Genomic DNA, 13,739 nt, shown 5'->3' with positions numbered 1-13,739 from the left:
TCCTAAACACTGTTCCCCGGAGCAGTTTTGCTTACTGTTCTAAAATTAACATCGGCCCGCAGCTGTTCAAAAAAATTTACGTTAAATTCACCGGGAACAGTGCCATTGGTAGTCCGATAACTGTTAAAACCAATAACAACCCCATAAATAATTGCCGTACTTTTACTGCCATTTAGAGGTATACCTCTAAACGGATTAAAATTTAGCGGTCCCACATAATAGTTAAGTATTCCGTCACTATTAACCACCAGCCTGTTAGGATCAAAGCCGTCAGCTGTATATACGGCATCAGTAGGGGCTGCGGGGCGCAAGCCCCGGTCAGTCTCAAACCAGACGGTATATACACCTAACGGGATGAGCCCTTCTGCCGAAATTGATATACTGCCGCCGCAATCATAACCGCATATCTCACCACTGGCTGTAGCCTGAACCCAGAAACCGGCATCTACAGCGGCCGGTTTATTGGCAGGCAATATATTAAAATTGAGCTGACAACATCCTTGAAATTTATCTGTTTTTCTGTCAGTCATTACACATCTCCCTTTCCTGGAACATTATGTTGCTGTATTATATGCCCTAATTTAGGCAAATGCTAAAAACACTTCACTTTTGTGACAAATATTGTATAATAATACATAATTAATTATTGTTCAGCCAGGAGGATGCAATTATGTCAGGAATATTAGGAAAAAGCGCGGCCAGAATTCAGACAGAACTTAACAAATACGGTCTTGAACTTAAAGTAGTGACAATGCAGGATTCCACCCGCACTTGTATTGAAGCCGCCAATACGATTGGCTGTGAAGTAGGACAAATCGTTAAATCTATGATTTTCCGGGGAAAAACCAGCGGCCAGCCTGTGCTGATTGTTGCTAGCGGCAATAATCGTATTAATGAAAAAAAGATGAAAGAATATCTGGGCGAAACTGTATCCCGCCCGGATGCTAATTATGTTCAGGAAATCACCGGCTTTGCCATCGGCGGCATTCCACCTGTCGGACATGTTAACCAGCTTACATGCTTTATTGACGCGGACTTATTCCACTATAGCGAGGTGTGGGCAGCTGCCGGTACGCCATTTGATGTATTTTGTCTTACACCCCAGCAATTATTGACAATCACTCAAGGTAAAGTTATTGATGTAAAATAAAGCCTGCTGCCGCTGCAGGGCTATACTTGCTGATAATGAAAAATCCCGCTGGACAATACCAGCGGGATTTTTCTAGCTGCAATCAGGATTTAAACCATTTAATAATTGTGGCTCCCCATGTTAAACCCCCGCCAAAACCAACTAAAGCAATTACATCGCCATTCTTTATCCGGCCGCTTTTAACACCTTCATCAAGAGCAAGCGGGATCGATGCAGCCGATGTATTGCCATATTTATCAACATTAACAATAACCTTATCCATAGGCAAGCCTAATCGCTTAGCTGCTGACTGGATAATTCTCATGTTCGCCTGATGTGGTACAAGACAAGTAATATCTTTTGCCGTAAGCCGGGCAGTTTCCAGAGCTTTATTTACAGTTTCCCCCATTACTTTAATCGCAAATTTAAAAACCTCATTGCCATCCATTTGGGTATAATGGAGTCTTTGGGAGATTGTTTCCGCTGTGGCCGGCAGACGTGAACCGCCGGCAGGCACGCGTAAAAGGTTACCCCCATTGCCATCTGCCCCCAAATCAATACCAAGAATGCCAGTTCCGGGCTCTGTCTCACCTAAAACAACAGCTCCAGCTCCATCGCCAAACAGGATGGCCGTATTACGGTCCGACCAATCGGTAATTGTCGATAAAGCTTCAGCACCAATAACTAAAACTTTTTTATAAGTGCCTGTTTTAATAAAAGCGCTGCCTGTAGCAAGTCCGTATACAAAGCCTGAACATACTGCGGTTAAATCAAACGCGGCCGCATGATTCGCTTTAATATTGTTTTGAACTAAACAGGCAACTGATGGGAACTGCATATCCGGAGTAACAGTGCCAACAATAATTAAATCAATCTCCCCGCCGCTAATCCCGGCATCTATCAGGGCCCTCTCGGCTGCCTTAGTAGCTAAATCTGATGTTGCCTGCCCTTCAGCTACAACATGCCGCTCCCGAATGCCGGTACGCTCAGCAATCCACTGATCTGAAGTATCAATAGTTTTTTCTAAATCAAAATTGGTAATAATTTTTTCTGGAACATATGAGCCTATCCCTAAAATTCCTACAGATATTTCCTTCACAAACGGGCCCCCTCATTTCATGTTTCCTACCTCTATTACCTAGCAGTGAAACTATTATACCACAATAATTTAACATATAATACCTAGAATTAGTACCTGGCTATAAAAATTACGCGAGTGTCGAATTTTTGGTTAATTATACTAATTACCGGGGTTCAGGCAGGATAGCAGCTATGTATTGTTTAATCATATATGTATTACTTCTTTTAGGTGTTACCCTGTTAATATCCTTATTTTTAAAGGCAACTTATAGTATAAAGCATTCTATTTGAAAAACAGCGAAAAAGAAGGGATTATACATGAAAATTGGTGCCCGCATTATAAAAACAGGGATTGCAGTCACAATTACTATGTATATTTGCAAACTGCTTAACCTTGAGCCTGCTTTTTTTGGTGCTGTCTCTGCTGTTATAAATATGCAGCCTTCCATCTTCCTATCGGTAAAAACAGCCCAGGATCAAATACTGGTACATATTCTGGGCGTAACAACCGGCCTCATTTTGGGTTACCTGGCCGGGAGTAATCCAATGGTTATGGGTCTCATCACCATACTGCTAATAGCTTTACACATTAAATTCAACTTTCAAAGCAGTGTAACAATGGGAATTATTGCTGCATTATTTGTCTTAAGCGCCAGCGCCGAACAATTTATCCCCCATGCCCTGGCCAGGTCAGCGGTAATATTTGTGGGCTTAAGTGTAGCCATGTTCACCAATATTATCCTCTGGCCGCCCCGCTACCGGCAACAATTTAAGGAAAAACTTGAAGAAAGCAATAAAGAGGCAGTCCTATATTTTTGCCAGGCTGTTCAAGATTATGTCAAACTCGATAATATCAGACCGGCATTATACCCGGAACAAAAAGATTATGTTCATCAACTCAATAAAGAAACACGTAAATTACGGGAATTTCTAAGCCGTGAAGGCGATTTATTAAATGCCGGTAAAGCGGAACAGCCCAACTGGTTTACCATTACCGAAAAATTTATTGATTATAACCAATCTCTGATCGGTAAGGCTGATAGAATTTACGAGCTCCTGCCGGCAAGATTTGACCGGCGGCTGCAATCAGGTCTGCAGCCGGTTAGCCCGGAATTTCAAGAAATTTTGGAGATACTGGCAAGTGGCTGTATTACGATAACCAGAGTCAATAGCAAGTTACGGTCTATCATTATTAACAGGCAAATAGCCGTACCAGAGGAAATCAGTGAAAATTACTGGGAAAAGCTTACCCAGGCAATTGAATTGTGGCAGGCAACACTGACAGGCAGCTATTATCTCCACCCTTTACTTGATGTGGCCGTAACCGCAAATGAAATTAAATGGGCCTCCCGCCAGGCTAAAAAGCTGCTATATGAATGTACTGTCAGCAAAATAACTAACTAGTAAAAAAGAAGCTTGTACGAAACGGTACAGCTTCTTTTTCATGTCATTAGATATCCAGATTTCTTACTTTACTAGCATTATCCTCAATAAATTTTCTGCGCGGTTCTACTTTATCACCCATAAGTATTGAAAATATCTCATCAGCAGCAATGGCATCATCCAGGTCAACTCTTAGAATAGTTCTGGTCTCCGGATTCATAGTTGTTTCCCATAATTGTTCAGGATTCATCTCGCCTAACCCTTTATATCGCTGAACATTAATATTGTCCCGGCCAATTCTGGTCAGCAGATTATCCATTTCGGCATCACTGTAGAGATACCAGCTTTCCCGGCCTTTTTTCACAAGATATAGCGGTGGCTGCGCAATATATACATGTCCGCTTTGAATTAATGGCTGCATGTGACGATAGAAGAAAGTCAATAATAAGGTGCGAATATGTGAGCCGTCAACATCCGCATCTGTCATGATAATAATTTTACCATATCGTCGTTTTTCAAGGTCAAATTCTTCGCCAATTCCATTGCCAAAGGCAGTAATCATCGCCCTGATTTCTAAATTGTTAAGGATTTTATCCATCCGCGCTTTTTCTACATTCAGGATTTTTCCCCGTAATGGCAGAATAGCCTGGAACCGCCGGTCCCGTCCCTGTTTGGCCGAACCGCCGGCGCTGTCACCTTCTACCAGATAGATCTCTGTTTGATCAGGATCTTTAATTGAGCAATCAGCCAGTTTTCCAGGTAATGAGCTTGATTCAAGCGCTGTTTTACGCCTGGTTAATTCGCGCGCTTTACGGGCAGCCTCACGGGCTCGTGAAGCGGTAACCGATTTTTCAATAATTTTTTTAGTAACAGCTGGGTTTTCCTCAAAAAACTCGTTAAGGCCTTCCGACACAATACTGTCAATAATCCCTCTGACTTCACTGTTACCTAATTTAGTCTTTGTTTGTCCTTCAAACTGCGGCTCCTGAATCTTTACACTGATAACAGCGGTCAAACCTTCACGGACATCTTCGCCACTTAAATTTTCGTCGTTATCTTTGAGTACATTGAATTTACGGGCAAAATCATTAATTGTCCGGGTCAGGGCAATTTTAAACCCGCTTAAATGGGTTCCGCCTTCCTGGGTATTTATATTATTAACAAAAGAATAGATACTCTCAACATAACCATCGTTATATTGAATGGCAATCTCAGCCAGAGTTGTCTCTTTGGAGCCGTTTAAATAAATCGGTTTATGCACAACATCCCGGCTTTTATTTAGATGCTCAACAAAAGAGGTAATTCCACCTTCATAATAAAACTCGGCCTTTACTTCATTTCGCTCATCCGCAAGGTTTATTGTCAAGGTTCGGTTAAGAAAAGCCAGTTCCCGTAAACGGTTTTTTAAGGTTTCAAAGCTATACTCGATTTCCTCAAAAATCTCCTGGTCTGGTTTAAACCAAACTTTAGTACCAGTCTCACTGGTTTCACCAATGATGGTAAGATCTTGTGCCGTAATCCCCCGTTCAAAACGGATAAAATGAATTTTACCATTTCTTTTTACTTCCACTTCCATCCACTCTGACAGTGCATTTACTACCGATACACCGACACCGTGGAGACCACCGGAAACTTTATAGCCTTCGCCGCCAAATTTACCGCCGGCATGCAATATGGTAAGCACAACTTCAACAGCCGGTCTGCCGGTTTCGTGCATATCAACCGGAATACCACGTCCGTTGTCAATGACAGTTATACTATTATCATTATGAATAGTTACCTCAACCCTGTCGCAAAAACCTGCTAATGCTTCATCAATACTATTATCGACTACCTCGTATACCAAATGGTGAAGCCCCTTGGACGAAGTACTGCCAATATACATGCCCGGACGTTTACGCACAGCTTCCAGGCCCTCCAGAACCTGAATCTGCTGCGCGCCATAATTGCCGTTAACTGTTGTATCATTCATATCTGCCATAATACTTAACCCCCGTATTCCTCATCTCCGACCGATAAATGACCAGCTCTTTTTTTTAGTGTTTGTGATGATATAGCTGAAAGATAAACAATTTGGTCGGTTATAATAAAACTTTTTGCACTATTATCGGATATATCAATAACTTTATTCAGAGATTTGATCTTTTTTAAATATTGTTCTGTCGCGGTTGAACTGGATATCTTTAAATCAAAAATAGCAATTACACTACGTAAAGGAATGGCTGTATCAGCGCCCAGGTGCAGAAACATATTTTTTCCTCCTGACTTTTTCCGCAAGTCGCACTTTAATTTTTCCAATTACTGTATCAATTGTGCTTTGATTTATTCTGTCTGGTGGAATGCCTGTCATAAGCATAACCAAGACAGCCTCATTCAGCTTGTCCCAGCCTGGTTCAAATAAGGCACGGATCAGTTTATGTACCAGGCCTTTTTTAGTGGCATGGTATTCCCGCGGACTGCAGGCAACAAACTGACAAGTATCGTGATAACTAAGCCAGGGAGCCTCCTTTAAAAGCCTAATGAGCGACATTTTTTGTTCCTGTTTATGTTCAATACTACAGGCTGTACAAAAATCTTGAGCCGGAGGCAACAAGACACTACAGTTTTTACAAGTTTTCCAGCCTTCTTTTTGTTTTGTTTTAGTAATAGCAGTCTGCTTAATTAACATATAATAACATTTTTTCCGGAGACTGTGATCCTGAATCACTACCGTTGCTTGCCAAATAGCAGCTAATTCGTCAGTCGTAAGTTTTGTAGGCTGCAAAATAGTAATATTTTCCCCATCGTCTTGTTGATTCTGGTATTTTTTTAAATCTCCTGCTTGAAATCTAATATCATAAATTAGTTTTTCATTTAAGAATTTATTGATTTTGTTGATAATTTCCGGTTTAAGCATCATTAAGTGATGACTCCACACAGAATTATTCACAGCTAAAAATAAAATATTCCGTTCCACTGAAATCGGCCAGGAGTGGCTGGATATTTCCTCACCCACAATCTCCTGCCAGTGAACGATTACGGACTGGGCATTATATTTTTTTGTCATTCCCATTGATTTAAGCGTAGCCGGTAATACATCTTTTAGCTTAAACAATATATCACTCCGTTACTGTACCGCCTAATACCCGGTAAAATTTTCCCAGTTTTGCTTCAGAAAAGTATTGTTCGTCAGCTGCAGTGATAAAGGTCTGAACACGCTCCCTAATAAATAAGAGTAACTCAGAACGGCGCCCGGCGTCAAGTTCACTCATGACATCATCCAATAATAAGATAGGATATTCTCCTGTTTCTGATTTTATAAACTCTAATTCGGCCAGCTTTAGAGCTAATACACCGGTTCGTTGCTGCCCTTGCGAGCCAAAATTACGCATGTTTTTGCCATTGACTGAAAAAATCAAATCATCCCGGTGTGGCCCAATGGCTGTACTTCCACTCATAATATCCTGTTTACGCTGACGATTAAGATGTTCATGATACCAGCCGCTTAAATCCTCAATCTTATCCTGATCTGAGCCATTTAAAAAATATGCCACAGTTAAATTCTCACGGCTGGCAGTAATTTTACGGTGATGGAGATTAGCCAGCATTGTCAGCTTTCTAACTGATTCTAAACGTTTTTTGACAATACCGGCAGCAGCTCCGGCTAATTGTTCATCCCATGGATAGAGCATATCACTGCTGGCTTTGCCTTCGCGGATTTTTTTTAGCAGGTTATTACGCTGACCAAGTATCCGGTTATAGCTCAGTAACTGCCGATAATACGCCGGGTTGGCCTGAGAAATCTCATTATCCAAAAAGCGCCGACGTAAAGCCGGCGCTCCTTTTATTAGCAACAAGTCTTCTGGCGAAAATAGTATGGCATTAAGTGAACCGACCAGTTCTCGGGCCGGCAAGGGGTAACTATTATATAGTATTTCCTTATTTTGGCCGGTTATAAGCTTGATTTTTAGAGAATTTTCCATATCCTGCCTGTTAAAAATAACCTCGACAGCGGCAGCAGGCTGTTCCCAGCGGATTAATTCCTGCTCGGTATTCGTACGGTGAGAGCGACCCATTGCTAAAAAATACAAAGCCTCTAATAAATTAGTTTTTCCTTGTGCATTTTGCCCGACAAAGATGTTAATATTTGCCGTAAAGTTAATAGTTATATTTACATAATTACGGAAATTACGCATCAAAAGCCGATTTACTCTCATACCTCACCTGTAACTATTCTCCAACTGCCAATATCTTTAATGGCAATGATATCCCCAGGCCGAACCTTTTTGCGGCGTTCAGTGATAATCGTGCCGTTAAGGGTAATCAGCCGGTTTTCAATAAAAGGTTTGATGTGAGCACCATTATCAATGATACCTGCCCATTTCAACAGTTGGTCCATATTTATTTCCGCTGTATGTATTTCGATTTCTTCCATGAGTTTTCCTCCGTATAGCCAATCTTTCCGGCAATTAGCTTGTACGTACCGGAGTGATAATATAGGTATAATTTTCATCATTGACAGGTTTTATACTAGCCGGGCTAAGTGGTGTATTTAATGAAAAATGAAGTTCCGGAGTGCCAATATTTTTTAAAATATCAGTTACATACTTGGCATTAAAAGCAATTGTTATTTCGGTCCCGGTTGTAGTAACAGGCACTGTTTCATAGGCTTTACCTACATCAGGATTATTAGAGGTAATAATAACCTGATCATGATTAAACTGAAATTTAATAACATTGTATTCGCCGTCTTTGGCCATCAAGGAAACACGTTCGACAGCATCCATAAAAAGTGCTGTATTAATTGCGGCTACAGTGCCAAATTGCGGCGGTATTACCCGGTTATAATCCGGATATTGGCCTTCAATAATTCTTGATTCCAAATAGACATTTTCAAAACGAAAAGCTACTCGGTTTTTTTCCCAGCAGATATTTACATCAACCGGTAGCTCTGAAGATAACAAACGGGCCAGCTCATTAAGAACTTTAGAGGGGATTACAATTTTAAGGGGATTGTAATTAGTATTAGTTGTTTCCAATATGCTCTTTTTTAATGCCAGCCTGTGTGTATTGGTAGCAACCATACGGACGTCAGACTCTGTCGATTCTAATAATGCGCCGGTAAAGATTGGCCGGCTTTCTTCAGTTGCACAAGCAAAAACTGTTCTTTTGATCAAATCGCGGAGCAGATTATCTTTGATAACTAAAGAATTCTCCTGGGCCGACTTATCAAATAATGGTTTTAATACAGGAAATTCTCCTGCCGGCAGGCTTAGAAGATTAAACTGTGAGGTACCTGCTGTAATTTTTATTGTCCGGTCTTCAGCGGATGAGGCTATTTCGACCGTTTCACCTGGCAGTTTTTTTACCAGCTCCTGAAAATAGCGACAAGACAAGACAATTTGACCGGGGATATCAATTTGAGCATCAATAGCACAGCTGATACCGATTTCATAATCAGTGGCCTGCAGCTCAAGTTTATTGTTTTGGGCTGATATATAGATGCCGGATAAGATGGGAAGTGCCGCTTTTGCAGTTACTGCTTTTTGGACAGTTTGCACTGCATGATTGAGCTGGTCTTTGGCACAGGTTATTTTCATAGGGAAGCCTCCTTGCATATTGTGGATCAGTAAAAAATTTGAATCAGGCTGTAATATTATTATTATTTAACGCATATATTAATAGAATAGCCGTAATAGTAGTAGGGGCTGTTGATATGTTGATAAATGTGTCGAGTGTTGATGGTATATGAAATTTGGCTGTTTATAATATGTCGATAAGTGTTATCGAGGTTATCCACATATCAACAGCAAAAGTACTGAATAAGGTTATTAACATTTTGTGTACAGGTTAAGCCGGTAGTTATACACAGGTTTGTACTAGGACTCAATACGTTTAATCAAATCCTTGAGGGTATTATTAAGTTTGGCATCCATATTTTTTTCACGGCTGATTTTGTCATGGGCATGTATAACTGTAGTATGATCTCTGCCGCCGAATATTTCACCGATCTTAGGCAATGAGGTTTCGGTTAGTTCACGGCAGAGATACATGGCAATTTGCCGGGGATAGGCCACATTGCGGGTACGTTTTTTGGCCGACATATCTTCTAATTTAAGTTTAAAGTGGCTGGCAACGACATCCTGGATAAGTTCTGCGGTAACTTGTTTGGGGCGGCCGTTGGGGAAGATATCTTTGAGGGCTTCGGTTGCCAGATCAATATCGATTGGTTGGTTATTGAGCGAAGCATAGGCGATAACCCTGATCAGGGCACCTTCAAGCTCGCGGATATTGTTTTCGATTCTGCTGGCAATATATACAACAACTTCATTGGGAACGTTAAGGCTTTCCATCATTGCTTTTTTCCGCAGTACAGCAATCCTTGTCTCCAGATCCGGAGTCTGAATATCTGTAATCAGACCCCATTCAAAGCGGGATCTAAGCCTGTCTTCCAGGGTTTGAATTTCACGTGGCGGCCGGTCACTGGAAATGATGATTTGTTTATTTGCTTCATGCAAAGTATTAAAAGTATGGAAAAATTCTTCCTGCGTGTGTTCTTTTTTTGATAAAAATTGAATGTCATCAACGAGCAGAACATCAATATTCCGGTATCTTTGCCGGAAATTCTCAGGATTACCGCTGATAATGGAATTAATCAGTTCATTGGTAAATTTCTCACTTGATATATAAACAACTTTCATATTGGGGTTGTTTTCTTTAATACGATGACCAATAGCATGCATGAGATGGGTTTTGCCAAGTCCTACGCCGCCGTAAATAAAGAAGGGATTGTAGACTTGAGCGGGGGCTTCGGAAACGGCTAATGAGGCAGCATGGGCTAATCTGTTAGAATTGCCGATAACAAAGGTGGAAAACACATATTTAGGATTTAGAATAAATTCATCGGCCGGGGGGAGATTGTAGAGCTGCTGGTTGCGGGCCGACCTTTTATCCTGGTGGCTGGAGGCTGGGGGAGAGGGGACCGGTGCTGTTAATCGGGTCGGGGACAGTGTGGCTGCCGCTTCAGGTATATCGCTGATATCGTCAAGGTAACTAAGGAAATCATCAGGGGATATATCATGATGAGCGGTTAGTGGTTTAGAATCAGGCTTGTATGTATTCTGGATTTCGGCAGAAATAATGGATTCAATATTAATATCATTTTCAGCTTCTTCTACCGCTGTGAGGAGGGGGCTGTCTTCAAGACCTTCCATTTCGATATCCATATTGATTAGGACAATTTCAAAATCTTTATTAGCGGCAGCTTTTAAGGCAGCCTTAATAACAGGCAGATAGCGGCTTTCAAGCCACTCTTTGACAAATAATTTCGGCGTACCGATTTCTATAACCGAATCGTTAATTGACAAGGGTATTGTTGATTTGATCCAGGTTTCAAAAAGCGGTTTTATAAAAGCTTTTTTCATATGTACCAGGGCCTGTTGCCAAATGCTTGCCATATAAGCGGTATCCGCGCTCATTTTAGCTAATCAGTCCTTTCCTACAATGTTTTCCACAAAATATACGGATAATTAACATAAGTTATCCACAAAGATATCAACAAGTGTGCATAAGTTTTATTCATTCAGTATTTAAGGCGAAAAAAAAATACAACGGCGGGACATAATAATCCCGCAACCGTGTATTATCAAGTTATAAGACTTTGTGGACAAGTCTGTGAATAAGTCATGGTTTTTGTGGATAAGTCACGAAAAATGTATATAAATCAATAGTATCCCCAGGCGATGTTGATAACTGCATAATTTATATTAACAAATCATGTGCCAGTTATCAACAAGATATTTTCGACAGCGACCTAAAAAGATGAATTTTATCCACAGAACTACTAATTTGCCGTTGCCAATATTCTTGACACACGGCCTTGCGCTGGTCTATAATCTAAGCTAGTGAAATTTTGTGAATTTCAGTGTATTGTTTGTCTCCGCTTGTATAAGGAGGTGTTTAGAGATGAAACGTACTTATCAACCGAATACGCTGTGGAAGAAAAGAACTCATGGTTTTCGTGAGCGTATGTCGTCCCAAGGCGGCCGGCTCGTAATTAAAAGAAGACGTGCCCGGGGCAGAAAAAAATTGTCAGCATAAGTAGGCCGCTTTCGTGGCCTATTTTTTCCATCAGATGGGGATGCTTGTAATAATAGTTCATTAATTATGAGCATCTCCAAAAAATAATTATAGAAACCGGATGGTTACAATGGTCAAAAGGTTTACGCTGCCTAAATGCGGCAGGCTGTGCCAAACTAAAAGCTTTCAGGCAGTATACCGGTCTGGCAAGTCCTATACCAACAAGTTGTTGGTGCTGTATGTTTTGCCGAATCGTTCTGGCAAACGCCGGATTGGTTTTGCTGCCGGCAAGCGTTTAGGACCTGCTGTCGTGCGCAACCGCTTAAAACGCTTGTTAAGAGAAGCATATCGACTTCATCAGGGCGAGATACTGAATGGGGTTGATTTAGTTCTTGTTGCCCGTCAGCCGTTGGTTAAAGCTGGACAGGCCCAGACTACTAAGGCTTTTCTTGAAATATGCTCTAAAGCTAAGCTGATGGCGGAAAAATTATGAAAAAGATTATAACCTGTTTTATTATCGGCACTATAAAATTTTACCGGCTGTTTTTGTCGCCGTTAAAACCGCCTAGCTGCCGGTTTGTGCCTACATGCTCTGAGTATGCACTAACAGCTATTGAAAAGTATGGGGTTGCCCGCGGTTCGATGATGGCTATCCGGCGTATTTTACGCTGCCATCCGTTTAATCCCGGCGGGTATGATCCTGTTTAAATAAACAGCCAATTATTTGCAGGAGGGAAATTTTTTGGATTTTTTAAGCAATATTATGCAAACTGCATTGACTTTCTTTTATAATGTGACTACCAGTATTGGCTTTCCTAATTATGGGATAGCGATTATTTTACTAACTATCGCGATTAAAGCGCTGATGTATCCGCTGACTGTTAAGCAGGTAAAGTCAATGAAAGCGATGCAGGATATTCAGCCGAAAATGAAAGAATTACAGGAAAAATACAAGGGCAATCCGGAGAAGCTTAATAAAGAGCTTGCTAATTTGTATAAAGAAGCTGGGGTAAACCCTTTGGCAGGTTGTTTGCCGCTGCTTGTGCAAATGCCGTTTTTAATAGCGATTTTTTTCGCGATCCGGGATTATCAATATGCTCTGCTGCCACCAAGTTTTTTATGGATGACAGACTTGGCTCAGCCTGATCCTACCTTTATATTACCTGTATTATCGGCCCTCACTACCTACATTCAGCAAAAACAGACAACGACAGAGATGACGCAGCAAAATAAAATGATGTTAATCTTTATGCCCATATTTATTGGTTATATTAGCTTAACTTTCCCGGCGGGTTTAGTACTCTACTGGGTAGTAAGCAATATGTTCCAGATTGGCCAACAGTGGTTTATGTATCGTAATAATGCGCCGGTTGCTCGTGAGGAGGCACGTTAACTTATGAACGGTAAGCTTACATGTACAGAAAAGACTGGTAAAACAATTGAAGAAGCCATTGAATTGGCTCTGGCCGAGCTAGGGGTAAGCCGTGACCGGATTGACCATGAGGTGCTGGAGGTACCGAACAAAGGATTGTTTGGTTTTATCGGTTCTAAGCTTGCCAAAGTAAGAGTGTCTATTCGTCCTATTGATCCGGTGGCTGAGGCAAAGCAGTTCTTAAACTCGATATTTAAGACTATGAAAATTAATGTTAGTATGGAGAGCGTGAATAATGAGGACCATGTGGTCATTAACCTCAGGGGTGAAGAGTTAGGCATATTGATCGGTAAACATGGTCAAACGCTGGATGCTTTGCAATATCTGACTAATCTGGCCGCCAATCGTGACGCTGATGAGCGCAGCCGCATTGTTTTAGATGTTGAAGACTATCGCAAGCGCAGGGCAGAAACACTTTCCCGCTTGGCTATGCGGCTGGCCGATAAGGTTAAGCGACGGGGTGAGCGGGTAGTTCTTGAACCTATGAGTCCGCAGGAACGCAAAATCATTCACATGACTCTTCAGGGTGATAATCGTATTGTCACCTATAGCGAAGGCGATGAACCCTATCGCAAAGTGGTTATTACATTAAAAAGATAAGCAATAAAGCCGGGGCATATGCCCCGGCTTTATTTTTGCCGTAGAAAAGCCCTGTGC

16 protein-coding genes are annotated in these 13,739 nt (G+C 41.3%); 7 read left to right on the top strand and 9 right to left on the bottom strand.

What is annotated here, in order from left to right:
* Positions 1-2: 2 nt before the first annotated feature.
* Positions 3-530: a hypothetical protein gene (locus SPTER_RS22450; protein ID WP_144352420.1), complete on the bottom strand. Its 528-nt coding sequence runs from the start codon at positions 528-530 to the stop codon at positions 3-5.
* A 140-nt stretch (positions 531-670) separates the two neighbouring features.
* On the opposite strand from SPTER_RS22450, the gene SPTER_RS22445 reads away from it, so the two are divergent.
* Complete coding sequence (locus SPTER_RS22445) at positions 671-1,150, top strand: YbaK/EbsC family protein (protein WP_144352419.1); 480 nt, start codon at positions 671-673, stop codon at positions 1,148-1,150.
* An 82-nt stretch (positions 1,151-1,232) separates the two neighbouring features.
* Here the strand turns inward: SPTER_RS22445 and SPTER_RS22440 are convergent, their stop codons facing one another.
* Positions 1,233-2,228, bottom strand: a complete 996-nt coding sequence (locus tag SPTER_RS22440; RefSeq protein ID WP_144352418.1) for a beta-ketoacyl-ACP synthase III — start codon at positions 2,226-2,228, stop codon at positions 1,233-1,235.
* A gap of 299 nt (positions 2,229-2,527) precedes the next feature.
* Between SPTER_RS22440 and SPTER_RS22435 the strand changes: the two genes are divergently transcribed.
* On the top strand, positions 2,528-3,613 hold the full coding sequence (locus SPTER_RS22435; protein ID WP_144352417.1) for an FUSC family protein: 1,086 nt from the start codon (positions 2,528-2,530) through the stop codon (positions 3,611-3,613).
* A gap of 46 nt (positions 3,614-3,659) precedes the next feature.
* Here the strand turns inward: SPTER_RS22435 and gyrB are convergent, their stop codons facing one another.
* From gyrB to dnaA, 7 genes are all read right to left on the bottom strand, one after another.
* The gene (gyrB, locus tag SPTER_RS22430) at positions 3,660-5,573 is read right to left on the bottom strand and encodes a DNA topoisomerase (ATP-hydrolyzing) subunit B (RefSeq protein WP_144352416.1); all 1,914 of its coding nucleotides are present in this window, start codon (positions 5,571-5,573) and stop codon (positions 3,660-3,662) included.
* Between the two features lie 5 nt (positions 5,574-5,578).
* Positions 5,579-5,842 (bottom strand): extracellular matrix regulator RemB, encoded by a 264-nt coding sequence (gene remB / locus SPTER_RS22425; RefSeq protein ID WP_144352415.1) that lies wholly within the window; start codon positions 5,840-5,842, stop codon positions 5,579-5,581.
* Positions 5,820-6,686 carry a DciA family protein gene (locus SPTER_RS22420; protein ID WP_144352414.1) on the bottom strand — a complete coding sequence of 289 codons (867 nt, stop codon included), beginning with the start codon at positions 6,684-6,686 and terminating at the stop codon, positions 5,820-5,822. The genes remB and SPTER_RS22420 overlap by 23 nt, the downstream gene beginning before the upstream one ends.
* Before the next feature lie 4 nt (positions 6,687-6,690).
* On the bottom strand, positions 6,691-7,788 hold the full coding sequence (gene recF / locus SPTER_RS22415) for a DNA replication/repair protein RecF (protein ID WP_144352413.1): 1,098 nt from the start codon (positions 7,786-7,788) through the stop codon (positions 6,691-6,693).
* Entirely contained in the window at positions 7,785-8,006 is a 222-nt protein-coding gene (locus SPTER_RS22410; RefSeq protein WP_144352412.1) for an RNA-binding S4 domain-containing protein, read from the bottom strand. Before SPTER_RS22410 ends, recF begins: the two co-directional genes overlap by 4 nt.
* Positions 8,007-8,040: 34 nt before the next feature.
* Complete coding sequence (gene dnaN, locus SPTER_RS22405; RefSeq protein WP_144352411.1) at positions 8,041-9,171, bottom strand: DNA polymerase III subunit beta; 1,131 nt, start codon at positions 9,169-9,171, stop codon at positions 8,041-8,043.
* 279 nt (positions 9,172-9,450) lie between these two features.
* Positions 9,451-10,995 carry a chromosomal replication initiator protein DnaA gene (dnaA, locus tag SPTER_RS22400; protein ID WP_246105402.1) on the bottom strand — a complete coding sequence of 515 codons (1,545 nt, stop codon included), beginning with the start codon at positions 10,993-10,995 and terminating at the stop codon, positions 9,451-9,453.
* A gap of 541 nt (positions 10,996-11,536) precedes the next feature.
* On the opposite strand from dnaA, the gene rpmH reads away from it, so the two are divergent.
* The 5 genes from rpmH to jag all read left to right on the top strand — a co-directional run bounded on the left by rpmH (position 11,537) and on the right by jag (position 13,682).
* A complete protein-coding gene (gene rpmH, locus SPTER_RS22395) occupies positions 11,537-11,671 on the top strand; it encodes a 50S ribosomal protein L34 (protein ID WP_144352409.1) in 135 nt (44 codons plus the stop codon).
* A 109-nt stretch (positions 11,672-11,780) separates the two neighbouring features.
* The gene (rnpA, locus tag SPTER_RS22390) at positions 11,781-12,143 is read left to right on the top strand and encodes a ribonuclease P protein component (RefSeq protein WP_144352408.1); all 363 of its coding nucleotides are present in this window, start codon (positions 11,781-11,783) and stop codon (positions 12,141-12,143) included.
* Complete coding sequence (gene yidD, locus SPTER_RS22385) at positions 12,140-12,358, top strand: membrane protein insertion efficiency factor YidD (protein WP_144352407.1); 219 nt, start codon at positions 12,140-12,142, stop codon at positions 12,356-12,358. The genes rnpA and yidD overlap by 4 nt, the downstream gene beginning before the upstream one ends.
* Before the next feature lie 55 nt (positions 12,359-12,413).
* Positions 12,414-13,043, top strand: coding sequence for a YidC/Oxa1 family membrane protein insertase (locus tag SPTER_RS22380; protein WP_144353048.1), 630 nt, complete (start codon positions 12,414-12,416; stop codon positions 13,041-13,043).
* Between the two features lie 3 nt (positions 13,044-13,046).
* Positions 13,047-13,682, top strand: a complete 636-nt coding sequence (gene jag / locus SPTER_RS22375) for an RNA-binding cell elongation regulator Jag/EloR (protein ID WP_144352406.1) — start codon at positions 13,047-13,049, stop codon at positions 13,680-13,682.
* Positions 13,683-13,739: the final 57 nt, after the last annotated feature.

This window comes from Sporomusa termitida (assembly GCF_007641255.1).
Classification (GTDB): Bacteria; Bacillota; Negativicutes; order Sporomusales; family Sporomusaceae; genus Sporomusa; species Sporomusa termitida.
The sequence above is the reverse complement of the archived record's forward strand: the minus strand, read 5'-3'. Positions and strand labels throughout refer to the sequence as shown.